The organism is Pseudomonas morbosilactucae, assembly GCF_023241665.1.
Taxonomy (GTDB): domain Bacteria; phylum Pseudomonadota; class Gammaproteobacteria; order Pseudomonadales; family Pseudomonadaceae; genus Aquipseudomonas; species Aquipseudomonas morbosilactucae.
The window spans coordinates 1-23,570 of record NZ_JALQCX010000082.1; the positions used below are offsets into that span (position 1 = coordinate 1).

At 63.5% G+C, this 23,570-nt stretch carries 20 protein-coding genes and 2 pseudogenes; 10 read left to right on the plus strand and 12 right to left on the minus strand.

Going from position 1 to position 23,570, the window contains the following annotated elements; genetic code table 11:
• Positions 1-185: hypothetical protein (locus M1B35_RS30685; protein WP_268263934.1), on the plus strand; the 185-nt coding region annotated here is incomplete at its 5' end.
• A 224-nt stretch (positions 186-409) separates the two neighbouring features.
• On the opposite strand, the gene M1B35_RS30690 is transcribed toward M1B35_RS30685, so the two are convergent.
• From M1B35_RS30690 to M1B35_RS30720, 7 genes are all read right to left on the minus strand, one after another.
• Positions 410-991 carry a sarcosine oxidase subunit gamma gene (locus M1B35_RS30690; protein ID WP_268263935.1) on the minus strand — a complete coding sequence of 194 codons (582 nt, stop codon included), beginning with the start codon at positions 989-991 and terminating at the stop codon, positions 410-412.
• A gap of 3 nt (positions 992-994) precedes the next feature.
• On the minus strand, positions 995-3,892 hold the full coding sequence (locus M1B35_RS30695) for a 2Fe-2S iron-sulfur cluster-binding protein (RefSeq protein WP_268263936.1): 2,898 nt from the start codon (positions 3,890-3,892) through the stop codon (positions 995-997).
• Positions 3,889-4,188 carry a sarcosine oxidase subunit delta gene (locus tag M1B35_RS30700; protein WP_123335713.1) on the minus strand — a complete coding sequence of 100 codons (300 nt, stop codon included), beginning with the start codon at positions 4,186-4,188 and terminating at the stop codon, positions 3,889-3,891. Before M1B35_RS30700 ends, M1B35_RS30695 begins: the two co-directional genes overlap by 4 nt.
• 13 nt (positions 4,189-4,201) lie before the next feature.
• Positions 4,202-5,443: an FAD-dependent oxidoreductase gene (locus tag M1B35_RS30705; RefSeq protein WP_123335715.1), complete on the minus strand. Its 1,242-nt coding sequence runs from the start codon at positions 5,441-5,443 to the stop codon at positions 4,202-4,204.
• Positions 5,425-6,330 (minus strand): bifunctional methylenetetrahydrofolate dehydrogenase/methenyltetrahydrofolate cyclohydrolase FolD, encoded by a 906-nt coding sequence (gene folD, locus M1B35_RS30710; RefSeq protein WP_268263937.1) that lies wholly within the window; start codon positions 6,328-6,330, stop codon positions 5,425-5,427. Before folD ends, M1B35_RS30705 begins: the two co-directional genes overlap by 19 nt.
• Complete coding sequence (gene purU / locus M1B35_RS30715) at positions 6,327-7,193, minus strand: formyltetrahydrofolate deformylase (protein WP_268263938.1); 867 nt, start codon at positions 7,191-7,193, stop codon at positions 6,327-6,329. The genes folD and purU overlap by 4 nt, the downstream gene beginning before the upstream one ends.
• Before the next feature lie 367 nt (positions 7,194-7,560).
• Positions 7,561-8,166 (minus strand): helix-turn-helix domain-containing protein, encoded by a 606-nt coding sequence (locus M1B35_RS30720; RefSeq protein ID WP_123336117.1) that lies wholly within the window; start codon positions 8,164-8,166, stop codon positions 7,561-7,563.
• 274 nt (positions 8,167-8,440) lie between these two features.
• On the opposite strand from M1B35_RS30720, the gene glnT reads away from it, so the two are divergent.
• From glnT to M1B35_RS30745, 5 genes are all read left to right on the plus strand, one after another.
• Positions 8,441-9,775, plus strand: coding sequence for a type III glutamate--ammonia ligase (gene glnT / locus M1B35_RS30725; protein ID WP_123335721.1), 1,335 nt, complete (start codon positions 8,441-8,443; stop codon positions 9,773-9,775).
• A gap of 131 nt (positions 9,776-9,906) precedes the next feature.
• Positions 9,907-10,812, plus strand: a complete 906-nt coding sequence (locus M1B35_RS30730) for a class II glutamine amidotransferase (RefSeq protein ID WP_268263939.1) — start codon at positions 9,907-9,909, stop codon at positions 10,810-10,812.
• A gap of 11 nt (positions 10,813-10,823) precedes the next feature.
• Positions 10,824-11,507 carry a GltB/FmdC/FwdC-like GXGXG domain-containing protein gene (locus M1B35_RS30735; RefSeq protein WP_268263940.1) on the plus strand — a complete coding sequence of 228 codons (684 nt, stop codon included), beginning with the start codon at positions 10,824-10,826 and terminating at the stop codon, positions 11,505-11,507.
• 20 nt (positions 11,508-11,527) lie between these two features.
• Positions 11,528-12,865 carry an FMN-binding glutamate synthase family protein gene (locus M1B35_RS30740; protein WP_123335727.1) on the plus strand — a complete coding sequence of 446 codons (1,338 nt, stop codon included), beginning with the start codon at positions 11,528-11,530 and terminating at the stop codon, positions 12,863-12,865.
• A 233-nt stretch (positions 12,866-13,098) separates the two neighbouring features.
• On the plus strand, positions 13,099-14,424 hold the full coding sequence (locus M1B35_RS30745) for an ammonium transporter (protein ID WP_268263941.1): 1,326 nt from the start codon (positions 13,099-13,101) through the stop codon (positions 14,422-14,424).
• A 168-nt stretch (positions 14,425-14,592) separates the two neighbouring features.
• Here M1B35_RS30745 and M1B35_RS30750 read toward each other — a convergent pair whose 3' ends face one another.
• Complete coding sequence (locus M1B35_RS30750; RefSeq protein WP_123335731.1) at positions 14,593-15,636, minus strand: LLM class flavin-dependent oxidoreductase; 1,044 nt, start codon at positions 15,634-15,636, stop codon at positions 14,593-14,595.
• 368 nt (positions 15,637-16,004) lie between these two features.
• On the opposite strand from M1B35_RS30750, the pseudogene M1B35_RS32480 reads away from it, so the two are divergent.
• The 3 genes and pseudogenes from M1B35_RS32480 to M1B35_RS32490 form a co-directional block, all read left to right on the plus strand.
• Positions 16,005-16,622 (plus strand): annotated as a pseudogene (locus M1B35_RS32480) (cache domain-containing protein); the annotation flags it as partial.
• 202 nt (positions 16,623-16,824) lie between these two features.
• Positions 16,825-16,890: pseudogene (locus M1B35_RS32485) on the plus strand (hypothetical protein); the annotation flags it as partial.
• Positions 16,891-17,091: 201 nt separating this feature from the next.
• Positions 17,092-17,796 carry a methyl-accepting chemotaxis protein gene (locus M1B35_RS32490; RefSeq protein ID WP_425273462.1) on the plus strand — a complete coding sequence of 235 codons (705 nt, stop codon included), beginning with the start codon at positions 17,092-17,094 and terminating at the stop codon, positions 17,794-17,796.
• 816 nt (positions 17,797-18,612) lie between these two features.
• Here M1B35_RS32490 and M1B35_RS30760 read toward each other — a convergent pair.
• On the minus strand, positions 18,613-19,098 hold the full coding sequence (locus M1B35_RS30760) for a flavin reductase family protein (RefSeq protein ID WP_123335736.1): 486 nt from the start codon (positions 19,096-19,098) through the stop codon (positions 18,613-18,615).
• 325 nt (positions 19,099-19,423) lie between these two features.
• Between M1B35_RS30760 and M1B35_RS30765 the strand changes: the two genes are divergently transcribed.
• Positions 19,424-20,830, plus strand: a complete 1,407-nt coding sequence (locus M1B35_RS30765; RefSeq protein ID WP_123335738.1) for a purine-cytosine permease family protein — start codon at positions 19,424-19,426, stop codon at positions 20,828-20,830.
• Here M1B35_RS30765 and M1B35_RS30770 read toward each other — a convergent pair whose 3' ends face one another.
• The 3 genes from M1B35_RS30770 to M1B35_RS30780 all read right to left on the minus strand — a co-directional run bounded on the left by M1B35_RS30770 (position 20,831) and on the right by M1B35_RS30780 (position 23,566).
• Complete coding sequence (locus M1B35_RS30770) at positions 20,831-21,454, minus strand: START domain-containing protein (RefSeq protein ID WP_268263942.1); 624 nt, start codon at positions 21,452-21,454, stop codon at positions 20,831-20,833.
• 133 nt (positions 21,455-21,587) lie between these two features.
• Entirely contained in the window at positions 21,588-22,739 is a 1,152-nt protein-coding gene (locus M1B35_RS30775; protein ID WP_123335742.1) for an ABC transporter ATP-binding protein, read from the minus strand.
• Positions 22,740-22,756: 17 nt separating this feature from the next.
• Positions 22,757-23,566, minus strand: a complete 810-nt coding sequence (locus tag M1B35_RS30780; RefSeq protein WP_123335744.1) for an ABC transporter permease — start codon at positions 23,564-23,566, stop codon at positions 22,757-22,759.
• Positions 23,567-23,570: the final 4 nt, after the last annotated feature.

Sequence of the window (23,570 nt, forward strand, 5' to 3'; positions counted from 1 at the left end):
CCAAATCCGCCGGCCGCAACCGCACGGCCGTACACCACCCCCTAGACGCCGGCCGTGCTTTGGTAGAACGCTGCCTTTGTAGGAGCTGGCTTGCCAGCGATGATGCCCTTGAAAACGCCATCGCCGGCAAGCCGGCTCCTACAAGGGCACTGAAGCTTGCGCCCACCACCTGCCGCCAATTATGACCAGCGCCCGCTGTTCTTTGTAGGAGCTGGCTTGCCAGCGATAGGGCCCTTGAAACCGCCATCGCCGGCAAGCCGGCTCCTACAAGGGGCACTGAAGCTTGCAAGCCCACACCTGCCGCCAATTATGGCCAGCGCCCGCTGGCTTTGTAGGCGCTGGCTTGCCAGCGATGAGGCCCTCGAAATCGCCATCGCCGGCAAGGGGGCGGGCCGCACGACCGCGATCGCTAGAGTGACCCGCCGTTGAATTCCTGCAGGGCATCGAGCAGCGCTTCGCGAAAATACGCCTTCGACGCTCGGTCGCAGAGCAGGTGCAGGCTCGCGTGTTGCGCGGTGCTGCTGTTGATCACGATCACGTTGATCCGCGCCGCCGAGGTCTGGGCCACGGCGCCCGGGCCGAACACCCGGGGGCTGAGGTCGACCCCGCAGAGCTTGGCCATGACTTCACCCAGGTACTCGCCGGTCAATTGGAAACAGGCGTGGCTGTCCTGGCGCGGCAACAGGTAGTTGGCCTGGTGGTCCAGCTCCCAGCGCGCCTCTTCATCGGCGATGCGCTGGCCCTGGTCCTCGGGGCTGCCCAGCAGCAGGTACTCGGTCTGTGACAACCGCGCCACCTGACCGCCATCGTCCTGGGCCACGGCGCGGTTCGGCGCGTCGGGCAAGGTAAATCCCCGACCACTCAGGTAAGCGGCGCTGTGGGCGCCACGAAAACCCACCCGGGGCAGGTCCGTCAGGTCGCTCAAGGTGCAGCTCGGCAAGGGCGCCAGGGCGCGTTGGCCAACGGGGTGTTGCTCATTCAGGCTGGTCATGACTCAAAGCTCCTGGCGCTGGTTGTCGGGATCGAAAAAGGGCAGCTTCACCACCTCGGCCTGGACCACCACACCGCCTTCGACGCGGATCGGAATGCGCATCCCCGGGGTGCTCTGGTCGATGCTGGCGTAGGCCAGGCCGATGACTTTGCCCAGGCTGGCGGAGTATTCGCAGGAGGTGACGTTGCCGCTGATGTCCGGGCCGTTGAGCACCAGGTGGCCCTCCAGCGGTTGCAGGCTACCCTGGGGCAAGGTGAAGCCCACCAGTTTGCGCTTCAGCGGCTGGGCTTCGAGGATGTCCACCGAGCGTCGACCGACGAAGAATGGCTTGTTGCGGCTGACCGCCCAGCCCATGTCGATCTCTGCCGGGTGGGTCATGCCGTCGGTGTCCTGGCTGATGATCACGTGGCCTTTTTCCAGGCGCAGCAGGCGCTGGGTTTCCACGCCGAACGGGCGGATGTCGAAGGCTTTGCCGGCGGCCATCAAGGCGTCCCACAGGGCTAGGCCGTGACGCGCCGGCACGTGGATTTCATAACCCAGTTCGCCGACAAACCCGACCCGCAACAGCCGCGCCTTGATCCCGGCCACGGTGCCCTGGCGCACGCCCAGATAGGGGAAGGCCTCGGCGCTCAAATCCAGGTCGCTGCACACCTGCTCCAGCACCTTGCGTGAGTCCGGCCCGGCCACGTTGACCGCACAGATCGCGGCGGTGACGTTGGCCACGTCCACATCCAGGCGCCATTGAGCATTCCACTTGAGCATCTGTTGGTAGATGCGGTCCACGCCGCTGGTGGTGGCGGTGACGTAGAAGTGGTTCTCGGCAAACCGCGCGCACACGCCGTCGTCGATCACCACCCCGTGCTCGTTGGTCATCAAGGCGTACCGCGAGCGGCCAACCGGCTGCTTGAGGAAGGCAAAGGTGTACATGCGATTGAGCAGTTCGGCGGCGTCCGGGCCGCGCACGTCCAGGCCGCCGAGGGTCGAGACGTCGATGATGCCGACCTTGTTGCGCACGTGCAGGGCCTCGTTCTGCATGCAGGTTTCGCGGTCTTTGGCCGGGCCGTAATAGGCCGGGCGCTGCCAGATACCGGCGGGCATCATCTTCGCCCCGGCCTGCAGGTGGCGGGCGTGCATCGGCGTCTGTCGGTACGGGTCGAAGGCACGGCCGGCGACATGGGCCAGCTTCTCGGCAACAAACGGCGGCCGGGCGGTGGTGACCCCGGTCTCACTGATGTTGCGCTGGGTGGCCCAGGCCACCAGGCGCGCGGTGGGCAAGGCCGAATGCCGGCCCTGGGATGGGCCCATGCCCACCGTGGAGTAGCGCTTGACCAGCTGCACGTCGCGGTAGCCGATCTTGGTGGCGTTGACGATGTCGGCCACTTGCAGGTCTTCGTCGAAGTCGACGAAATCCTTGCCCTTGGGGTGGGGGAAGATTGGCCAGTTGAAGTTGACCCGGGCTTCGCCGGCCAGGGGCGCTCGCTGCGGGTTCACCTGCAGACCGAGGGCCAGGGCGGCGTCGGCGCCGGCATTGACGCCGTCGGCGATCACATTGTCCAGGCTGTGGCGGCCATTCACCGAGCCGGCCAGGGTCAGGTTCTGCGGCAGGCCGCTCAAGGTGAATTCGGCGCGCTGGTCATCGTAGGCCAGCTTGCCGCCAGCCTGGCACAGCAGTTGATAGACCGGCATGTAACCGGCGGACATGCACAACAGGTCGCAGTCCAGGCGCTGGCCGCTGGCGGCGACCTGGCCTTGGGCGGTGATCTTGCGCACCTCGACGCCGTTCACATGGCGCAGGCCTTTTTCGTGCAGGGCTTCGTACACCGTGCTGTCGCTGAGGCAGGGGATCTTGCGGCCGGCCAGGGCGGTCAAGAGCCTGGAGTCGGCGGGGGCATTGCGCAGGTCCACCACGGCCGCCACGTCCACGCCCTGGTCGTGCAGGTCAAGGGCGGCCAGGTAGCCGTCGTCATTGCCGGTGAGCACCACCGCGCGTTTGCCCGGCTTGACCGCGTAGAGTTTCATCAGCCGCTGGGCGGCGCTGGTCAGCATCACCCCGGGCAGGTCGTTGTTGCGGAAAATCACCGGCTGGTCGAAGGCGCCACTGCACACCAGGCACTGCTGGGCACGGACCTTGTACAGGCGCTTGCCCTGGATCACCGGCAGGTAGTTGTCGGTGAACCAGGCGTTGCAGGTGGCGTCGGTCAGCACCTGGATATTGGCGTGTTGCTCAACCGCCGCGAGCAAGTCCTGGCGCAAGCGATCGGCTTTCTTGCCTTCAATGTCGAAGCGCGCGTAGGTCAGGGAGCCGCCGAGCAGCGGTTGCTGTTCGATCAGCAACACCCGGGCCCCGGCATTGGCCGCCGTCAGGGCCGCTTGCAGGCCGGCAGGCCCGGCGCCGATCACCGCCACGTCGGTAAACAGGTAGGCCTTGTCGTAGTACTCAGGCTGGAACTTCAGGTCGAGCACGCCGAGCCCGGCCTTTTTGCGGATGATCGGTTCCCAGACCTTCCACATGCCCTTGGGCTTGTAGAAGGCGCGGTAGTAGAAACCCACCGGCATGAACTTGGAGAACTTGCCCATGTAGGCGTCGCGGTCGTTGTCCAGGGAGCCGTTGACGTTCTGCGCGCTGACCTGCAAGCCGGCGCTCAGCGGGTGGGCGTCAGCCAGCACATTGGGCTCCTGGGGCAGTTGCACCAGGCTGTTGGCGTCTTGCCCAGCCATGCTCAGCGGGCCCCGTGGGCGGTGGTATTTAAATGAACGCGACAGCAGGAAACGCCCGTTGGCGAGCAGGGCGCTGGCAATGCTATCGCCGTGGAAACCCTGGTAGCCGTGGCCGTCGAACGAAAAATCCAGGGGTTGGGCGCGGTCGATCAGCAAGCCCATGGGGGCGGGTAGGCGGTTCATCCGGCAATCTCCTGGGCGGCGCTGAATTCAACGCGGGTGCTGAACAGTTCCTTGGGGTCGAAGGTGCGCAGGATCTGGTCGCTCACCGTGTGGCGCTCGGCCAGGAACCAGTAGCTGGAGGGGGTGTGCATCCACCACTCGCGCACCACGCCGGCCAGGTTGTCGCTGTTGAACACGTAGTCGGCCCATTCGGCGTCGCTGCAGTTGACCGGGTCGGGCATGGCCTTGAACTCGCCGCCGTAGGTGAATTCGCTGATATTGCGGGGCCCGTTGAGCGGGCACATCATGATTTTCATCCGTCGCTCTCCGTCAGTGGCTGGCCGCTGTGGCGCCCATTTCGTTGACTTGCTGGAAGGTCGAAAAGCGCTCCAGGCCGAAGGGCTTGATCAGCTCCGGCACCTGGCCGCCGCTGGCCACCAGTTCGGCCATGGTCTTGCCGCAGATCGGCGTGGCCTTGAACCCCCAGGTGCCCCAACCGGCGTCGAGGTAGTAATTTTTCACCGGCGACAGGCCCATGATCGGGCTGTAGTCCGGGGTCATGTCGGTGATCCCGGCCCATTGGCGCATCAGCTTGGCGTTGGCCAGGAACGGGAACATTTCGATGGCGTGGGCCAGCAGGCTTTCCTTGAGGTCCAGGGTGGAGCGGGTGTTGAACAGCGGGTAGGGGTCGGACCCGCCGCCAAATACCACTTCGCCGCGGCTGGTCTGCTGCACGTAGCAATGCAGGGCCGAGGAACTCACCAGCGGGTCGAGGAACGGCTTGAACGGTTGGGTGACCATCGCCTGCAGAGGAAAGGTCTGGATCGGCGAGCGAATCCCTGCCTTGGCCATCAGCAGCGAGCTGTGGCCGGCCACGGCCTGGACCACGCAACCGCACTGGATGGTGCCGCGATTGGTTTTCACCGCGGTGATGGCGCCGTGCTCGATCACTAGGTCCTGCACCTCGGTGAGCTGATGGATTTCCACCCCACGCTTGGCCGCCTGCTTGGCGTAGCCCCAGGCCACGGCGTCGTGCCGTGCAGTGGCGCCGTCGATGTGCCAGAGCCCGGCGAGCACCGGCAGGTGGCCGGGGTCGAGGTTGAGGCTGGGCACCAGCTCGCGGATCTGCTGGCGGTCGATCATCTCGGTGCGCCCGCCAAAGTGCTTGTTCACTTCCGCCCGCTGGCGGAACGAGCGTACGGTGGCATCGGTGTGGGCCAGGGTCAGTTGGCCGCGCTCGGAATACATGATGTTGAAATCGAATTCATTGGACAGGTTCTGGAACATCCGCACCGACTCGGCGTAGAACTTCACGCCTTCGCTGGTCAGGTAGTTGGAGCGGATCACCGCGGTGTTGCGGGCGGTGTTGCCGCCGCCCAGGTAGGCTTTTTCCAGCACGGCGATGTGGGTCACGCCGTGGTACTTGGCCAGGTAATAGGCGGTGGCCAGGCCATGGCCGCCAGCGCCGATGATCACCACGTCATAGCGTGCCTTGAGGTCCTTGGGCGGCGGCAAATCGACTTCCACCGGGTACTCCGAACTCAGGCCGTATTTCAATAGATTGAATGGCATAGGGCCTCCGATTGGCTGCGTTGTGCCTGGTGCTGCATAAGGGCTGCGGTGACGGTGTTTTTCATCAGGAAGGCGATGGTCATGGGGCCGACGCCGCCGGGCACCGGGGTGATGGCGGACACGGTGGACAAAGCGCTGGCAAAGTCCACATCGCCCACCAGGCGGCTGCGGCCATCGTCGTCGATGCGGTTGATGCCGACGTCGATCACCACGGCCCCGGGTTTCAGCCAGTGGGCGTCGACCAAGTGCGGGCGGCCGACGGCGGCAATCACGATGTCGGCCTGGCGGCACAGGGCCTGCGGGTTGTGGCTGCGGGAATGCAGTACCGTCACCGAGCAGTCGGCTTGCAGCAGCAGGGCGGCCATGGGTTTGCCGACGATGTTCGAACGGCCGATCACCACCGCGTGCTTGCCGGCCAGGCTGCCCAGGGTCTGCTGCAACAGGTACAGGCAGCCGCTGGGGGTGCAGGGCGTCAGCACTTTGCGACCCTGGCTCAGGCCGCCGACGTTGTCACTGTGAAAACCGTCGACGTCCTTGGCCGGCTCGATGGCTTGCAAGGCGCGCAGTTCATCCATGTGGGCCGGCAACGGCAGTTGCAGGAGGATGCCGTGCACCGAGCGGTCGGCATTCAGGTTGGCGATCAGGTTGAGCAGTTGTTCGGTGCTGGTGTCGCTGGGCAGGCGATGTTCCAGGGAGCGGATGCCGACCTCTTCGGCGCGCAGGATCTTGTTGCGCACATAGACCTGGCTGGCCGGGTCATGGCCCACCAGGATCACCGCCAGGGTCGGCTGGATGTCCATCTGCTGCAGGCCTGCAACCTGATCCCGGACCTCCAGCAGCACCTGGGCCGAGGCGGCCTTGCCGTCAATCAATGTGGGGCTGTTCACCGGAAAATCACCGTTCTGTCCTGGTTGAGGAAAACCCGGTGCTCCAGGTGGTATTTCACCGCCTTGGACAGGGCCACGGTTTCGGTATTGCGCCCGATGGCCACCAGGTCATCGGGCAGGTAGACGTGGTCCACCCGCTGCACTTCCTGCTCGATGATCGGACCCTCGTCGAGGTCGCTGGTGACGTAGTGGGCGGTGGCGCCAATCAGCTTCACCCCACGTTGGTACGCCTGGTGATAAGGCTTGGCGCCTTTGAAGCCGGGCAGGAATGAGTGGTGGATGTTGATCGCCCGGCCCGAGAGTTGCTTGCACAGGTCGTCGGAGAGGATTTGCATGTAGCGCGCCAGCACCACCAGTTCGGTGCGGGTGTCATCGACGATGCGCATCAGCTCGGCTTCCTGCTGGGCCTTGCTGTCCTTGGTCACCGGCAGGTAGATAAAACGAATGCCCTCGCGCTCGGCCATCGGCCGCAGTTCCAGGTGGTTGGAAACGATGGCGGTGATGGTCATGTCCATCTCGCCTTTCTGATGGCGGTACAACAGGTCGCTGAGGCAGTGGTCGTATTTGCTCACCATCAACAGCACGCGCATCGGTTCGCGGGTGTCGTGCAGTTCCCAGGTCATGTCAAAGGCCCCGGCCACCGCTTCGAAACCGGCCTTGAGTTGCTGGATATCGCCAACATGGCCGCTGTTGAAACGGAACACCGCACGCATGAAAAAGCGCCCGTTGAACTCGTCGTCGAATTGCGCCATCTCCCCGATGTAGCAACCGTTATCCGCCAGGTAAGTGGTCACGGCGGCGACAATACCGGACACCGCGGGACAGGTGATCTTGATGATGAAAGGGTTGTTCGCGTGTTGCATGACACGTCCTCGGGAAGGTGGCGGCAGCACTTCGCAGGGCGAAAAAAGACAACGAGGGGAAACCCGGCTCATCCATGGCGAGGTTTCTTATGGGGAATAAAATATTCCTGTGTGTCGGCTTTATAAAGCCAATGCCCGGTTCGCGTCCAGGGTTTTTGTGAAAGTTTTTTAACTGAGGGGAATTTATTGCGGGGGGCTAAAGGGGGGAGGCTCAAGCTGGACGTGGAGCGTCCGGGGCGGCATTCCCACGCAGAGCGTGGGAACGAGAGGTCTTGGTCTGGCTGGTGATCTTGATCGTCGTCCCGTTAACCCCGCTGGCCGGAGAGCGGGCATGCCGAGCCTGGGCGAGGCCCCGCCCCCGAACGCTTCACTCCTTATCCGTCCCATAATTCATGATCGACAACAACCGAATCGGCACCTGCACCAACTGCTCCGGCCCATGGGGAATTTCCCCCTCAAACGTCAAACTGTCCCCGGCCTCCATCCGATACAACTGATTGCCATGACGGTAAATCAGCTCACCTTCGAGCAAATGCAAAAACTCCGTTCCCGGGTGGGAAAAGGTCGGAAATTCCTCACTGGCGTCATCCATGCTCACCATGTACGCCTCGAAACTCTTCTTCGGCCCCCGGGTGTGGTTGAGCAAGTGATAGGTATGGCCCTTCTCGGTGCCACGGCGCACCACCTCCATGCCCTGGTCAGCCTTGACCAGCAAGGCGCTGCCGCCCTGGCGATCGTATTCACTGAACAACTTGGACATGGGCAGGCCCAGCACATCGCACAGACGGCTGAGGGTGTCGAGGCTGGTGGAGACCTGGGCATTCTCGATCTTGCTCAACATGCCCTGGCTGATATCGGCAATCTTCGCCACGTCGGACAGCTTCAAGTCCTGGGCCAGGCGCTGGCGCTTGATCTGCATGCCCAAGTACTGCTCGAGCTTGAGGCGGGGTTCGGGTTCGGTCGGCATGGTCATCAGGCTCTGCACAATTTCTGTTCGGTAATATTAGTTTCGCACTAGGAAAGTGCAATCCGTCGCTGCCACCCGACACGGTTCGGGCGGTATTCCCACAGGGAAAAGAATTTTCCCATATATACAGCACAAAAGCGCAGGGCTCTGGGTATCTCTGGCGATTGGGCAACTCTGGCAAGGGCTTTGCATTCTCTACAGGAAACTAACTTTCTTTTAGGGAATAAAGACGGTTATAGCCCTTCCACAATGGTTTGCCTTTCGCGAGGAGTGACGAGCAATGTTGCCAGCAGAAACCCAGCGCATCATCGACAAGCACGGCATCAAATACGTGCTCGCGCAGTTTGTCGATATTCATGGTGCGGCTAAGACCAAATCGGTACCGGTGTGCGGGCTCAAGGCGGTGGCCGAGGAGGGCGCGGGCTTTGCCGGGTTCGCCATCAGCGGCATGGGCATGCAACCCCACGGGCCGGACTTCATGGCCCGCGGCGACCTGTCGACCCTGACCCCGGTGCCTTGGCAACCCGGTTACGGCCGCGTGGTCTGCATCGGTCACGTGGATGGCCAACCCCATCCCTATGACAGCCGCTACGTGTTGCAGCAACAGGTCGAACGCCTGGCGGAAAAGGGCTGGACCCTGAACACCGGCCTGGAGCCGGAATTCAACCTGATGCGCCGCGACGAAGGCGGCAAGCTGCAACTGGTGGACCCCAGCGACAACCTCGACAAGCCTTGCTACGACTACAAGGGCCTGTCCCGTTCGCGGGTGTTCCTGGAGCGCCTGACCGAAGCCCTGCAGCAGGTGGACTTCGAGATCTACCAAATCGACCACGAAGACGCCAACGGCCAGTTCGAGATCAACTACACCTACAGCGACGCTATGACCTCGGCGGACCGCTTCACCTTCTTCCGCATGGCCGCCGGCGAGATCGCCAACGACCTGGGGATGATCTGCTCCTTTATGCCCAAGCCGGACCCGAAGCGGGCAGGCAACGGCATGCACTTCCACCTGTCCATCAGCAGCGCCGAGAGCAAGAACCTGTTCCATGACGCCAGCGACCCGAGCGGCATGGGCCTGTCGAAACTGGCCTACCACTTCGCCGCTGGCCTGCTGGCCCACGGCCCGGCTCTGTGTGCCTTTGCCGCGCCCACGGTTAACTCCTACAAGCGCCTGGTGGTCGGCAACTCGCTGTCCGGCGCCACCTGGGCCCCGGCCTTTATCGCCTTCGGCGCCAACAACCGTTCGGCCATGGTTCGCGTGCCCTACGGCCGCCTGGAATTCCGCCTGCCGGACGCCGGTTGCAACCCCTACCTGGTGACCGCCGCGATCATCGCCGCCGGCCTGGACGGCATCGACCGCCAGCTGGAAATCGACCACGTCTGCAACGAAAACCTCTACAGCCTGAGCCTGGAGCAGATCGCCGCACGCGGCATCAAGACCCTGCCGCAATCCCTCAAGGAAGCCTGCGACGCCCTGGAAGCCGACCCCCTGTTCGCCGAAGTCCTGGGCCCGCAGATCGTCGGCGAATTCATCAAGCTCAAAAGGATGGAATGGGTGGAGTACAGCCGGCATGTGAGTGATTGGGAGGTTGCGCGGTACACGGAATTTTTCTGAGAAACAGCGGCAAGCGTCAAGCCGCAAGTCACGGCGGTTTGGCGGCGTGTCACCCACCTGTATTCCACGCGGTTTGCTTGCAGCTCAAAGCTCGCAGCTCGCCGCTCCCAAACAAAGTGAGGACTCTTTCTATGTGCGGAATCGTTGGTCTTTATCTGAAAAACCCGCAGTTGGAATCCCAGCTCGGCAAGCTGTTTGAACCGATGCTGCAGGCCATGACCGACCGCGGCCCAGACAGTGCCGGGTTTGCGATCTACGGCGATGAAGTGGCCGACGGTTGGGTCAAGTTGACCCTGCAAGCCACCACCGAAGGCTACGACTGGAAAGCCCTGATGGGCGAGTTGGAAGGGCGCCTGGGCTGCTCCCTGGACTGGTTCCAGAACGCCAGTGCCGCAGTGTTGAAGATTCACGCCGAGGAGGCGCCGGTGCGCCTGGCCCTGGCTGAGTTGGCACCGAGCGTGCGGATCATGAGCGCCGGGCAGAGCATCGAAATCCTCAAGGGCATGGGCTTGCCCCAGGAGATTTCCCAGCGTTTCGGCCTGGCGGGCATGAAGGGCAGCCACATCATTGGCCACACGCGCATGGCCACCGAAAGCGCGGTGACCATGGAGGGCAGCCACCCGTTTTCCACCGGTGCCGACCTGTGCCTGGTGCACAACGGTTCGCTGTCCAACCACTTCCGCCTGCGTCAGGAACTCAAGCGTGAGGGCATCCAGTTCGAGACCGACAACGACACCGAAGTGGCCGCCGGTTACCTGACTTGGCGCCTGCAACAGGGCGACTCGTTGAAGGAAGCCCTGGACCACTCTCTGGAAGACCTGGACGGCTTCTTTACCTTCGCCATTGGCACCCGCAACGGCTTTGCGGTGATTCGCGACCCGATCGCCTGCAAACCGGCAATCCTCGCCGAGACCGACGATTACGTGGCCATGGCCTCGGAATACCAGGCGCTGTCGAGCCTGCCGGGCATCGAACACGCCCGGGTCTGGGAACCGGCCCCGGCCACCATGTACATCTGGGAACGCCCCTCGGCTTAAGGAGCACACACATGAAAACCATCGATCTTTCCAGCGCCACGGTACGCGACCTCAACCAGGCCCTGCACGACCAGGTGCACACCCTCGAAGACCGCGAGTGGGTGGTGACCCACAGCAACGGCAAGCACAACCTCGCCGTAGGGGTGAACCAGGCCGTGTCCATCGATATCCAGGGCCACGCCGGCTACTACTGCGCCGGCATGAACCAGAAAGCCAGCATCACCGTGCACGGCAACGCCGGGGTCGGCGTGGCGGAAAACATGATGTCGGGCATGGTGCGGATCAAGGGCAGCGCTTCTCAGGCGGCCGGCGCCACGGCCCATGGTGGGCTGCTGGTGATCGAGGGCGACGCCGGAGCGCGCTGCGGGATTTCCATGAAAGGCATCGACATCGTGGTCGGCGGCAGCATCGGCCACATGAGCTGCTTTATGGGCCAGGCCGGGCGCTTGGTGGTCTGCGGCGATGCCGGCGATGCCCTGGGGGATTCGCTCTACGAAACCCGCATCTACGTCAAAGGCAGCGTGCAATCCCTGGGCTCGGACTGCGTGGAAAAAGAGATGCGCGCCGAGCACTTGGAAGAACTCAAGGAGCTGCTCAACCGCGCCGGTTTCGACGAGTCGCCCGCCAGCTTCAAGCGCTATGGCTCGGCCCGTCAGCTGTACAACTTCAAAGTCGATAACGCGTCCGCGTACTGATCCACGCGAGGAGAAATGAGATGAGCGATCCAATCAGCCAAAAAACAGCTGCTCCCGTGTTGCGTGAGTCCGCCACTTTCGACCGCCTGACCATCCAGGAAATCCAGCGTGCCGCGGAAACCGGCATCTACGACATTCGCGGTGGCGGCACCAAGCGCAAGGTGCCGCATTTCGATGATTTGCTGCTGCTCGGCGCCAGCGTGTCGCGCTACCCGCTGGAAGGTTATCGGGAGAAGTGCGGCACCGACGTGATCCTGGGTAACCGCTTCGCCAAGAAGCCGATCCACCTGAAAATCCCGGTGACCATCGCCGGCATGAGCTTCGGCGCCTTGTCGGCCAATGCCAAGGAAGCCCTGGGCCGTGGCGCCACCATTGCCGGCACCAGCACCACCACCGGTGACGGCGGCATGACCCCGGAAGAGCGTGGTCAGTCCCAGCACCTGGTGTATCAGTACCTGCCGTCGCGCTACGGCATGAACCCGGACGACCTGCGCAAGGCCGATGCCATCGAGATTGTGCTCGGCCAAGGGGCCAAGCCGGGCGGCGGCGGCATGTTGCTGGGCATGAAAGTCACCGAGCGGGTGGCCGGTATGCGCACCTTGCCGGTGGGCGTCGACCAGCGCAGTGCCTGCCGTCACCCGGACTGGACCGGGCCGGATGACCTGGCGATCAAGATCGCCGAGATCCGCGAGATTACCGATTGGGAGAAGCCCATCTACGTCAAGATCGGCGCCAGCCGGCCCTATTACGACGTCAAGCTGGCGGTGAAGGCCGGTGCCGATGTGATCGTGCTCGACGGCATGCAGGGCGGCACAGCGGCGACCCAGGAAGTGTTTATCGAGCACGTGGGCATTCCGATCCTGCCGGCCATCCCGCAAGCGGTACAGGCTTTGCAGGAGATGGGCATGCACCGCAAGGTCCAGCTGATTGTCTCGGGCGGTATCCGCAACGGCGCTGACGTGGCCAAGGCCATGGCCCTGGGCGCGGATGCGGTGGCCATCGGCACCGCGGCACTGATTGCCCTGGGGGACAACCATCCACGGCTGGATGAAGAGTTGAAGAAGATCGGTTCGGCGGCGGGGTTCTACGACGACTGGCAGAACGGGCGCGACCCGGCCGGCATCACCACCCAGGACCCGGAGCTGTCCAAGCGCCTGGACCCGGTGGAAGGCGGTCGGCGCCTGGCCAACTACCTGCGGGTGCTGGTGCTGGAGGCGCAGACCATGGCCCGTGCTTGCGGTAAATCGCACCTGCACAACCTCGACCCTGAGGACCTGGTGGCCCTGACCGTGGAATCCGCCGCCATGGCCCGCGTGCCCCTGGCCGGCACCAACTGGATCCCGGGTTCCGGCTACTGATCGTTCCCGCGCTCCGCCCGTGCCGCTCCGCGTCGTCGTGCACGGTGGTGCGGGACGCGGAGCGTCCTTGTGATCGTTCCCACGCTCGGCGTGGTCACGCCGCCTGGGACGCTCTGCGTCACCGTGCACGGTGGTGCGGCCAGGCTCCACCCTCAAGCCCATCAAGAGGCCCCTGTTCTGAGGTTATTGGCTCGCTGCCCGACACCCATCTTTCATTTGCAGGAGCTTTGAACATGGTCAATCGTCTTCTCGGCAAACAACTCACCCTGTTACTCGCCGCCGCGGCCCTGGCGCCGTTGGCCCAGGCGGCCGATGCCCCCACCTTGAACACCGGCAGCACCGCCTGGATGGTCACCGCAGCGGTGCTGGTGCTGTTTATGTGCCTGCCTGGCCTGGCGCTGTTCTACGGCGGCCTGGTGCGGGCAAAAAACATGCTCTCGCTGTTCACCCAATGCTTCGGCATCGCCGGGGTGGTGGGCGTGCTCTGGGTGATCTACGGCTACAGCATGGTGGTCGACAGCAGCGGCATGATCGAAGGTGAAGTGACCTTCAACAGTTTCGTCGGCGGCCTGAGCCGGGCATTTCTCGCCGGCATGACCCCCGACAGCCTGGTGGGCGACATTCCGGAAGGGGTGTTCGTGACCTTCCAGATGACCTTCGCCATCATCACCCCGGCGCTGATTGCCGGGGCCTTTGCCGAGCGCATGAAGTTCTCCGCCGCGCTGCTGTTCATGGCCCTGTGGTTCACCCTGGTCTACGCCCCGGTGGCGCACATGGTCTGGGGCGGTGCGGGTGCCTTGATGCACAACTGGGGCGTGCTGGACTTTGCCGGTGGCACCGCGGTGCACATCAACGCCGGCGTCGCCGCTTTGGCCGCCTGCCTGATCCTGGGCAAGCGCAAGGGCTACCAGAACACCCCGATGCCGGCCCATAACCTGAGCCTGACCATGGCCGGTGCGGCGATGCTCTGGGTCGGCTGGTTCGGCTTCAACATCGGTTCCGGCGGCGGCCTCAGCGGCACCTCCGGCATCGTCATGCTCAACACCCAGCTGGGGGCCTGCGCGGGCATTCTCGGCTGGATGTTCACCGAGTGGTTCAAGGTCGGCAAACCCAGCGCCCAAGGCCTGGCCTGCGGTGCCCTGGCGGGCCTGGTGGGGATCACTCCGGCATGCGCCTATGTCGGCGTCGGTGGCGCCTTGGCTATCGGTTTGCTCTGCGGGGTGTTCTGCTACCTCAGCGTCACCGTGCTCAAGCGCCGCTTCGGTTATGACGACAGCCTCGACGTCTTCGGCCTGCACGGCATCGGCGGCATGATCGGCGCCGTGCTCACCGGGGTGTTCTGCGTGCCGTCCCTGGGCGGCCTGGTGGAAGGCGTGACCCTGGGCGCCCAGGTCTGGGCGCAGATCAAAGGCGTGGCCATGACCACCGTGTATTGCTTCGTGGTCAGTTGGCTGATCCTCAAAGGGGTCAACGCCCTGATCGGCCTGCGCGCCGACGATTCGGTGGAAGAGCTGGGCCTGGACCTGGCCGAGCACAACGAGCGCGCCTACAACCATTGAGGCGTGACTACGGAGGTTCATCGCTGAATCGCCAATCACCCACTAAAGCCCAACTGCGGCGTTGTCCGCGGTTGGGCTTTTTTATGTGCATCAGCCAAGGGATGTGGAGGTCTGCGCCAGGCATCCATCAGACTCCCCGGCTGGGTACCGGGGAGTGTAGGGGAGGGCTCAGCGGAACGCTGGCACCACGTGCTTGATAAAGAGTTCCAGGGACTTTTTCTTCTCGGCGTGGGGCAGGCTGTTGTCGCACCAGAAGCTGAACTCGTCGACCCCCAGTTCCTGGTAGTACTGGATGCGCGGAATGATTTCTTCCGGGGTGCCGATCATCGCGGTTTTATGCAGGCTTTCCAGTTCGAACTCGGGGCGGCCGGCGAATTTCTCTTCCGGGCTTGGGTCGAGGAAGCCGTTGACCGGTGTCTGTTTGTTGCCGAACCAGGCGTCGAAGGTGCGGTAGAAACGCGAGATTGCGGTGGCCCCGACTTTCCAGCCTTCCGGGTCGTCCACGGCGTGCACGTGGGTGTGGCGCAGCACCATCAGTTGCGGACGCGGTACGCCGGGGTTGTTGTCCAGGGCGGCCTGGAACTTGTTCTTCAGGTCGAGGACTTCTTCGTCGCCCTTCATCAGCGGCGTGACCATCACGTTGCAACCGTTGGCCACGGCGAAGTTGTGGGAGTCCGGGTCGCGAGCGGCAATCCACATCGGTGGGTTGGGCTGCTGGATCGGCTTGGGCACGCTGGTGGAGGTGGGGAATTTCCAGATGTCGCCGTCGTGGGCGTAGTCGCCGTTCCACAGGGCGCGCACCACCGGGACCATCTCACGCAGGGCCTGGCCACCACTGGAGGCGGGCATGCCGCCGGCCATGCGATCAAACTCGACCTGGTAGGCGCCACGGGCCAGGCCCACTTCCATGCGGCCGTTGCTGATCACGTCCAGCAACGCGCATTCCCCGGCCACCCGCAGCGGGTGCCAGAACGGCGCGATGATGGTGCCAGCGCCCAGGTGGATGGTGGTGGTCTTGGCGGCGAGGTAGGCCAGCAGCGGCATCGGGCTCGGCGAGATGGTGTATTCCATGGCGTGGTGTTCGCCGATCCACACGGTGCTGAAACCACCGGCCTCGGCCATCAGCGTCAGTTCGGTCAGGTCTTCGAACAATTGGCGATGGCTGACGCTTTCGTCCCAGCGCTCCATGTGCACGAACAGGGAAAATTTCATCTCGCTTACCTCGGATCTTTTGTTGATGGCCGGTCGATTGCGGGCCTGGTGCCTGGATTGAGCGCGGGGCGCTGCCGGGTGTTGTCGCTGCCTGAAGCGTACCGTGAGTACGACTGTTCGGCTGATGGATTATTGGTATACCATAATATGGAATATCTGCAAAATATTTCTCTCCGACACTTCGCATGCATCCGACAAGGAAGGCGAGCTTGATGAACATAAAACAAAAACTGACCCTGGCCTTTGCCGCCATCGCCAGCCTGCCAGTGATTCTGGTGGCCGTGATGATCGTGCTCAACCTGCGTAACGAGGCCCGGGACAACTTTCTGGACAGCAGCGGGCGGGAAATCCGCCAGGTGCAAAGCGCCATGCAGCTGTTCTTCGAAGGCATCAGCCAGAACGTCGATTACCTGGCGCAGCACCCGCAATTGCAGGCCATCGATGGCGGCGTCAAACGCTACCTGGATGCCAATGCGCCGCAAGTCGTCGCGGGCGAGCAGGACCAGCAATTGTTCAACCTGTTTGCCGGGCTGGCCAAGAGTCACCCGGCCTACGCTTACCTGTCCCTGGGTACCGAGCAGGGCGGTTATGTGTTCTGGCCCGGCGATCCCAAGCTGGCCAACTACGACCCGCGTAGCCGCCCCTGGTACCAGGCCGCCATGGCCCAGCCGGGCAAGACCCTGCGCACCTCGGCCTACTATTGGGCGGCCGACGACGTGGTGCTGGTGAGCACCGTGCGCAGTTTTGCCAATCGCCTGGGCCAGAGCGGCGGGGTGGTGAACATCGACGTCTCCCTCAAGCAACTCACCGACCTGGTGAAGCAGATCAAGCTGGGGGACAGCGGTTATCTGATGCTGCTGGAAGGCAACGACCAGGTACTGGTGGACCCCCATCAGCCGGAGCACAACTTCAAGAAACTCAGCGAGCTGGGGGACGGTTACGTCCAACTGTCCAAGGCCGGCAAAGGGTTGGTGGAGCTGGAACTGGGGGGTGAACGCTACATGGCCCATGTCTGGCCGTCGGACACCCTGGGCTGGCGCTTTATTGGCATGGTCCGGGAAAGTGAAGTGATGGCTTCGGCCACGCGCCTGACCTGGATCATCGCCGCCATCGCCTTGGTGTGTGGCCTGTTGTTCGCAGCGGCCGGTGCGTTTTTTCGCCGGGCTGATCGTCAAGCCGATCCGGGGCGTGGCCAGCGGCCTGGAAGGCATCGCTCAGGGCGAAGGGGACCTGACTGCACGCCTGGCGGTGCGCGGTCAGGATGAAACCGCGCAATTGGCGGGCTGGTTCAACCAGTTCCTGGAGGCCATTCGCACCTTGATCCAGCGCATCGGCCAGGCGGCGGGGCAGATCCACAGCACCTCCGGCAGCTCCACCGAGGTATCCGTGGAATTGGCCGATGTCGCCGCCCGCCAGCGTGAAGCGGTGGACATGGTGTCCACGGCGTTCCATGAGATGGTCGCCACCTCCAATGAAGTGGCGCGTTCCTGCAGCCAGGCCGCCGACTCCGCCGACAACGGCCAGCGCCAGGCCCACACCGGGCAGACCCAGATCGATGCGGCGGTGAGCAACGTCGGGCGCCTGAGCCAGGAGATCGGCCAGTCCGCCGAGGCCATGCAGCAGTTGGAGCAGGACAGCAACGATATTCAGTCGATCCTCGGCACCATCCGTTCGATTGCCGAGCAGACCAACCTGCTGGCGCTCAACGCCGCCATCGAAGCCGCCCGTGCCGGGGAGCAAGGGCGCGGTTTTGCCGTGGTGGCCGACGAAGTGCGGGCACTGGCCAAACGCACCGCGGATTCCACCGGTGAGATCGACGGGTTGTTGGGCAATCTGGCGCGGCGCACCCACCAGATGGGCAAGCAGATGCATGCCAGCCTGGAGGTGTCCCAAGAGACCGTGGTGTCCATCAATGAGGCGCGGGCCAGTTTTGAATTGATTCGTGAATCGGTGGACGTGATCCGCGACATGAACACCCAGATCGCCACTGCCGCTGAAGAGCAACATCAAGTGGCCGAAGACATCAACCGCCACATCAGCCAGATCCACGGCGACGCCCAACTGGTCGCCGACCTTGCCGACTCCACCCGCCAAGACGCGCAAAGCCTGACCGCGCTGTCACAGACCCTGAACCAACTGGTCAGCCGCTTCCGCACCTGACTGCCGGCCTGATCGTTCCCACGCTCCGCATCACCTGCACCGCTCACCCTTTGTAGCTGCAGGCTTATGTAGGAGTTGGCTTGCCAGCGATAGCGCCCGTGAGATCGCCATCGCCGGCAAGCCGGCTCCTACAGCGGCTGGACGCAAAGCGTCACCCCCAGGGCATTGCAGCGCTCACCCTTTGTAGGCGCAGGCTTATGTAGGCGCAGGCTTGCCAGCGATACCGCCCATGAGATCGCGATCGCCGGCAAGCCGGCTCCCACAAAGGCTGGACGCTTCGCGTCACCCCCAGGGCATTGCAGCACTCACCCTTTGCAGGCGCAGGTTTATGTAGGAGCTGGCTTGCCAGCGATAGCGCCCATGAGCTCGCCATCGCCGGCAAGCCGGCTCCTACAAAGGCTGGACGCTTCGCGTCACCCCCAAGGCATTGCGGCACTCACCCTTTGCAGGCGCAGGCTTTATGTAGGCGCTGGCTTGCCAGCGATAGCGCCCGTGAGATCGCCATCGCCGGCAAGCCGGCTCCTACAGAGGTTGGACGCAGAGCGTCACCCCCAGGGCATTGCGGCACTCACCCTTTGTAGGCGCAGGCTTATGTGGGAGCTGGCTTGCCAGCGATGGCGCCTGTGAGATCGCCATCGCCGGCAAGCCGGCTCCTACAGAGGTTGGACGCAGAGCGTCACCCCAGGGTATTGCGGCACTCGCCGTTTGTAGGCGCAGGCTTATGTAGGAGCTGGCTCGCCAGCGATAGCGCCCGTGAGATCGCCATCGCCGGCAAGCCGGCTCCCACAGAGGTTGGGCGCTTCGCGTTGGTGCGGTTCAGGCCACGAGGGGCAGGGCGCCCATTTTGCCGTTGCAGTACACCATCGGGCTGACGCCTTGTTGCGGCACGATCAGGTTTTTCACTGCGCCGACCATGATGGCGTGGTCGCCGCCTTCATATTCGCGCCACAGCTCGCATTCGATGATGGCGCTGGCGTTGTTCAGCAGCGGGTTGCCCAGTTCGCTCAAGGTCCACTCGATCCCTTGCGCCTTGTCCTTGCCTTTGCGGGCAAAGGCATAGGCTTCGTTCTGCTGCCCGCCGGACAGCACATGGATGGCAAAGCGCTTGTTCTTGATCAGCACCGGGTAGGAGTCGGAGCTGTAGTTGGGGCAGAACAGCACCAGGGCTGGCTCCATCGACAGCGAGCTGAAGGCACTGGCGGTCAGGCCCACGACTTGCCCGTCGTCGTCCAGGGTGGTGATGACGGTGACTCCGGACGGGAACGAACCCATGACTTGTTTGTAGATGGCGGCGTCGATCATTGGCTCGTACCTCGGTGCTGTAACGCGGGTTTTTATGAGTTTGTAGGTCTGATGGTATACCGTAATACATCGTTTGCAAGGGCTTTTTCACACCCGCCGATAAACGTCTTTTTTCACCGTTCATTCAATGTTTACGGGGCTTTTATCTAGCAGCGTGGCCTTTTGGCAGGCGAGAATCACAGATCAGATGGGGCACCAAAGACCGGATCAGTCTTGTTAAAAGTTTGGAATACCATAATATGGTCTTCATCTGAGGGGTTGCCAAAGAGCACCCCCGGTTTGGCTTCAAACAACGATAAGAACAGACAAACTCGAGTTCATGCACATGTCCCAGATGTCCCGGCAAGACCCTCTGATCGAGAACCACACGGTGGATTACGTGCCCCTGGGTGAGCGCCATGGGAAGGCGCGCGATCTTTTCACCCTGTGGTTCAGCACCAATATCGCACCCCTGCCCATTGTCACTGGCGCGATGGTGGCCCAGGTGTTCCACCTCAACCTGTTCTGGGGGCTGCTGGCGATTGCCCTCGGGCATATGCTCGGCGGCGTGGTGATTGCCCTGGCCTCGGCCCAGGGGCCGCGCATGGGCATTCCACAAATGGTCCAGAGCCGCGGCCAGTTCGGTCGCTATGGCGCGCTGCTGATCGTGTTCTTCGCTGCGCTGATCTACATCGGCTTCTTTATTTCCAACATCGTCCTGGCCGGCAAATCCATCGTCGGCATTGCGCCCGAGGTGCCGGTCCCGGCGAGCATCCTGATCGGCGCCCTGAGCGCCACCGCCATCGGTGTGATCGGCTATCGCTTTATCCATACCCTGAACCGCATCGGCACCTGGGTCATGGGCAGCGCCTTGCTCGCCGGCTTTATCTACATCTTTGCCAACGAACTGCCGGCGGACTTCCTGACCCGCGGCGGTTTCAACTTGTCGGGCTGGTTGGCGACCCTGTCGTTGGGGATCATCTGGCAGATCAGCTTCTCGCCCTACACTTCGGACTATTCGCGTTACCTGCCGGCCGACATCGGCATTGCCCGGCCGTTTCTCGCCACCTACCTGGGCGCGACCCTGGGCACCATCCTGTCGTTCGCCTTCGGCCTGGTGGCGGCCCTGGCCACCCCTGAAGGCACCGAGGCGATGACCGCAGTCAAGCAGTCCACCGGTTGGCTGGGGCCGATCCTGATGGTGCTGTTCCTGCTCAATATCATCAGCCACAACGCCCTTAATCTGTACGGCGCGGTGCTGTCGATCATCACCTCGATCCAGACCTTCGCCAGCCAATGGACGCCGAGCATCAAGGTGCGGGTGGTGTTGTCGGCGCTGGTGCTGGCGGGGTGCTGCCTGGTGGCGCTGGGCGCTTCGGCGGACTTTATCTCGCAGTTCATCGGCCTGGTCCTGGCGCTGCTGCTGGTGCTGGTGCCCTGGGCTTCGATCAACCTGATCGACTTCTACCTGATTCAGCGCGGCAACTACGACATCGCCTCGATCTTCCGCGCCGACGGCGGCATTTACGGGCGCTTCAACCTGCACGCGATCGTCGCCTATTTCAGCGGCATCATCGTCCAGTTGCCGTTTGCCAATACGTCGCTGTATGTCGGCCCTTACGCCAACCTGGTGGATGGCGCAGACCTGTCGTGGCTGGTGGGCCTGCTGGTGACATGCCCGCTGTACTACTGCCTGGCGACCCGCAGCCAGCCCTCCCAGCGTCGTGTGATCAAGGCCGCCCTGGCCGAGTGATCAGGGCGCCGTGGCCGAAGCTTGACGCTCGGCCACGGCGCGCAATGTCTTGAGCGTCACCAGTGGCGCATCGACGACAAACCGGTTGGCCAGCCAGGCGGGAATATCCCCCGCCGGTTCGGCCTGCAGTTCGTAGGTCACTTCAGTTGCCCCCGGCCCCTTGGGCTCCATCTTCCACAGCCCCTGCAATTGGCGGATCCGGGTTTGCCCCGGCTCCCCTGGCACCCAGCCAGGCACCGCCTGCAGGTGCCGGGTCAGGCTGCCATCGGCGGCCCGTTCCGTGTGCACCCAAAGCACCATGTCCCGCGGCTTGGCCGGCCACGGCAAGTCTGTGCTGAGGTAGACCCAGGTGTCGTCGCCGTCGTTTTTCAGCAGGCGCATTTCCTTGCATGCATACAACCAGGCGCAGGCGACCCTGAGGTTTTCCTGGAGGCTGTTCAGGGTGTCGACGTCGGCCCGGATCTGCACCACGCCGCGAAAACGCTGGTAATGGGAGCCGGGTGCCTGGTCGAGGTAGACCCGGACCCCGTCCTGGTCTTCGGCCAGTTGCCAGTCTTCGCGGGCGGCTGCGCCCGTGCACAGCAGCGCCATGCACAAGGCGAGGGTGCCGGAACGGATGCGCATGGGGTGAGTCCTCTGACGGCCATTGGGCGGGCCTGTTCACAGGATAGGCAATCTTCGGCGGGACGCGCATTACAACGAGAAGGGAGCTGGCTTGCCAGCGATGGCGCCGGCAAGCCTTATGCGCTTCCTGAGATCAATGGGCGCCGGCGGCTTTGTTCAGGTCGCTTTCGGCCCATTGGGTGTAGACGCAGGCGTCTGCGGTGGCCCAGCGCACGCGCACCGGGTCGCCGGCCTTGAGCGGCATGCCGGCGGCGGACAGGGCCTTGACGGTCATCGCCGTGCCGCCGTCGGTGACCACGCTGCAAGTCTGGCTCTCCCCGAGGAACAGCACTTCCTGGACCTTGGCCGAGACCTGGTTCCAGCCCGGCGCCAGAGGGTCCTGCTCGGCCTGTTGCACGCTCAGGGCCTGGGCTTTTTCCGGGCGCACCATCAGCAGCACATCCTGATCGGCGTGCAGGCCGGAGGTCAGGCGGATCGACAGTGCCTGGCCTTCGAAGCTGGCGGCGCCGTTGCCCTGGGCCTTGAGCTTGAGGAAGTTGGAGTTGCCAAGGAACGACGCGACAAAGGCATTCGGCGGGTTCTGGTAGAGGTCATAACCGCTGCCCAGGCCGACGATCTTGCCGTGGCTGAAGATCGCAATGCGTTGCGACAGGCGCATCGCTTCTTCCTGGTCGTGGGTCACGTAGACGATGGTGATGCCCAGGCGCCGATGCAGTTGGCGCAGCTCATCCTGCAGGTCTTCGCGCAGCTTTTTGTCCAGGGCGCCGAGGGGTTCGTCCATCAGCAGGATGCGTGGCTCGTAGACCAGCGCCCGGGCGATCGCCACCCGTTGTTGCTGGCCGCCGGACAGTTGCGAAGGGCGGCGATGGGCGAATTGCTCCAGTTGCACCAGCTTGAGCATGGCGTCTACCCGACGTTCGCGTTCGGCCGGGGCCAGTTTGCGGATGGCCAGGGGGAAGGCGATGTTGTCGCGCACCGAGAGGTGGGGGAACAGCGAGTAACGCTGGAACACCATGCCGATGTCGCGCTTGTGCGGCGGGACGTTGACCAGGGAGTGGCCGTCCACCAGGATCTCGCCGCTGCTCGGGGTTTCAAAGCCGGCGAGCATCGACAGGGTGGTGCTTTTGCCCGAGCCGCTGGAGCCGAGGAAGGTGAGGAATTCACCGTCCTGGATCTCCAGGGAGATATCGTCCACGGCGGCAAAGTCGCCGTAGTGCTTGTTCAGGTTGCGCAGGCTGACCAGGGTTTTATTGTTTTGCTGTGCGGGGTCTTTGACGGCACTCATGCTGTACTCCTAGGCGCTCAAGCGCTGATTTCGTTGCGCCGACGCAGGGCGGCGGCAATCACCATGACCAACACCGAGAGGCCGATCAGCAGCGTCGAAGCGACGGCGATCACAGGCGTCAGGTCCTGGCGCAGGGTGGTCCACATTTTCACGGGCAAAGTCTGCAGGGTCGGGCTGGCCATCATCACGCTCAGCACCACTTCGTCCCACGACACCAGGAACGCAAACAGCGCACCGGCCACCATCCCCGGGCGAATCGCCGGGAAGGTCACCTTGAACACGGCCTGCAGGCGCGAAGCACCGCAGATCACCGCCGCGTCTTCAATCGACTGATCGAACAGCTTCAGCGAGTTGATGATCGAGATGATGGTGAAGGGCAGGGCGACGATCACGTGGCTCACCACAAAGGCGAACAGGGTGCCGGTGTAGCCGAGCTTGAGGAACAGCGCATAGACCGCCACGGCGATGATCACCAGGGGCACGATCATCGGCAGGGTGAACAGGCCGTAGAGCATCTCGCGACCGGGGAAGCGCCCGCGCACCAAGGCAAAGGCGGTGGGCAGGCCCAGGGCCACGGCGAAGAAGGTGGTCAGCAGCGCCACCTTGAGGCTGGCCATGGCTGCGCTCATCCAGTCCGGGTTGGAGAAGAACTGGCCGTACCATTTCAGGGTCCAGCCCGGCGGCGGGAACACCAGCCATTGGGATGAACCGAACGACAGCAGGACGATGAACAGAATCGGCAGCAGCAGGAACAGGGCGATCAGGCCGGTGGTGGTGTAGAGGCCGATTCGCATGCGCCGGCTCATGGCATTGGGGGTCAGGAGCATGACG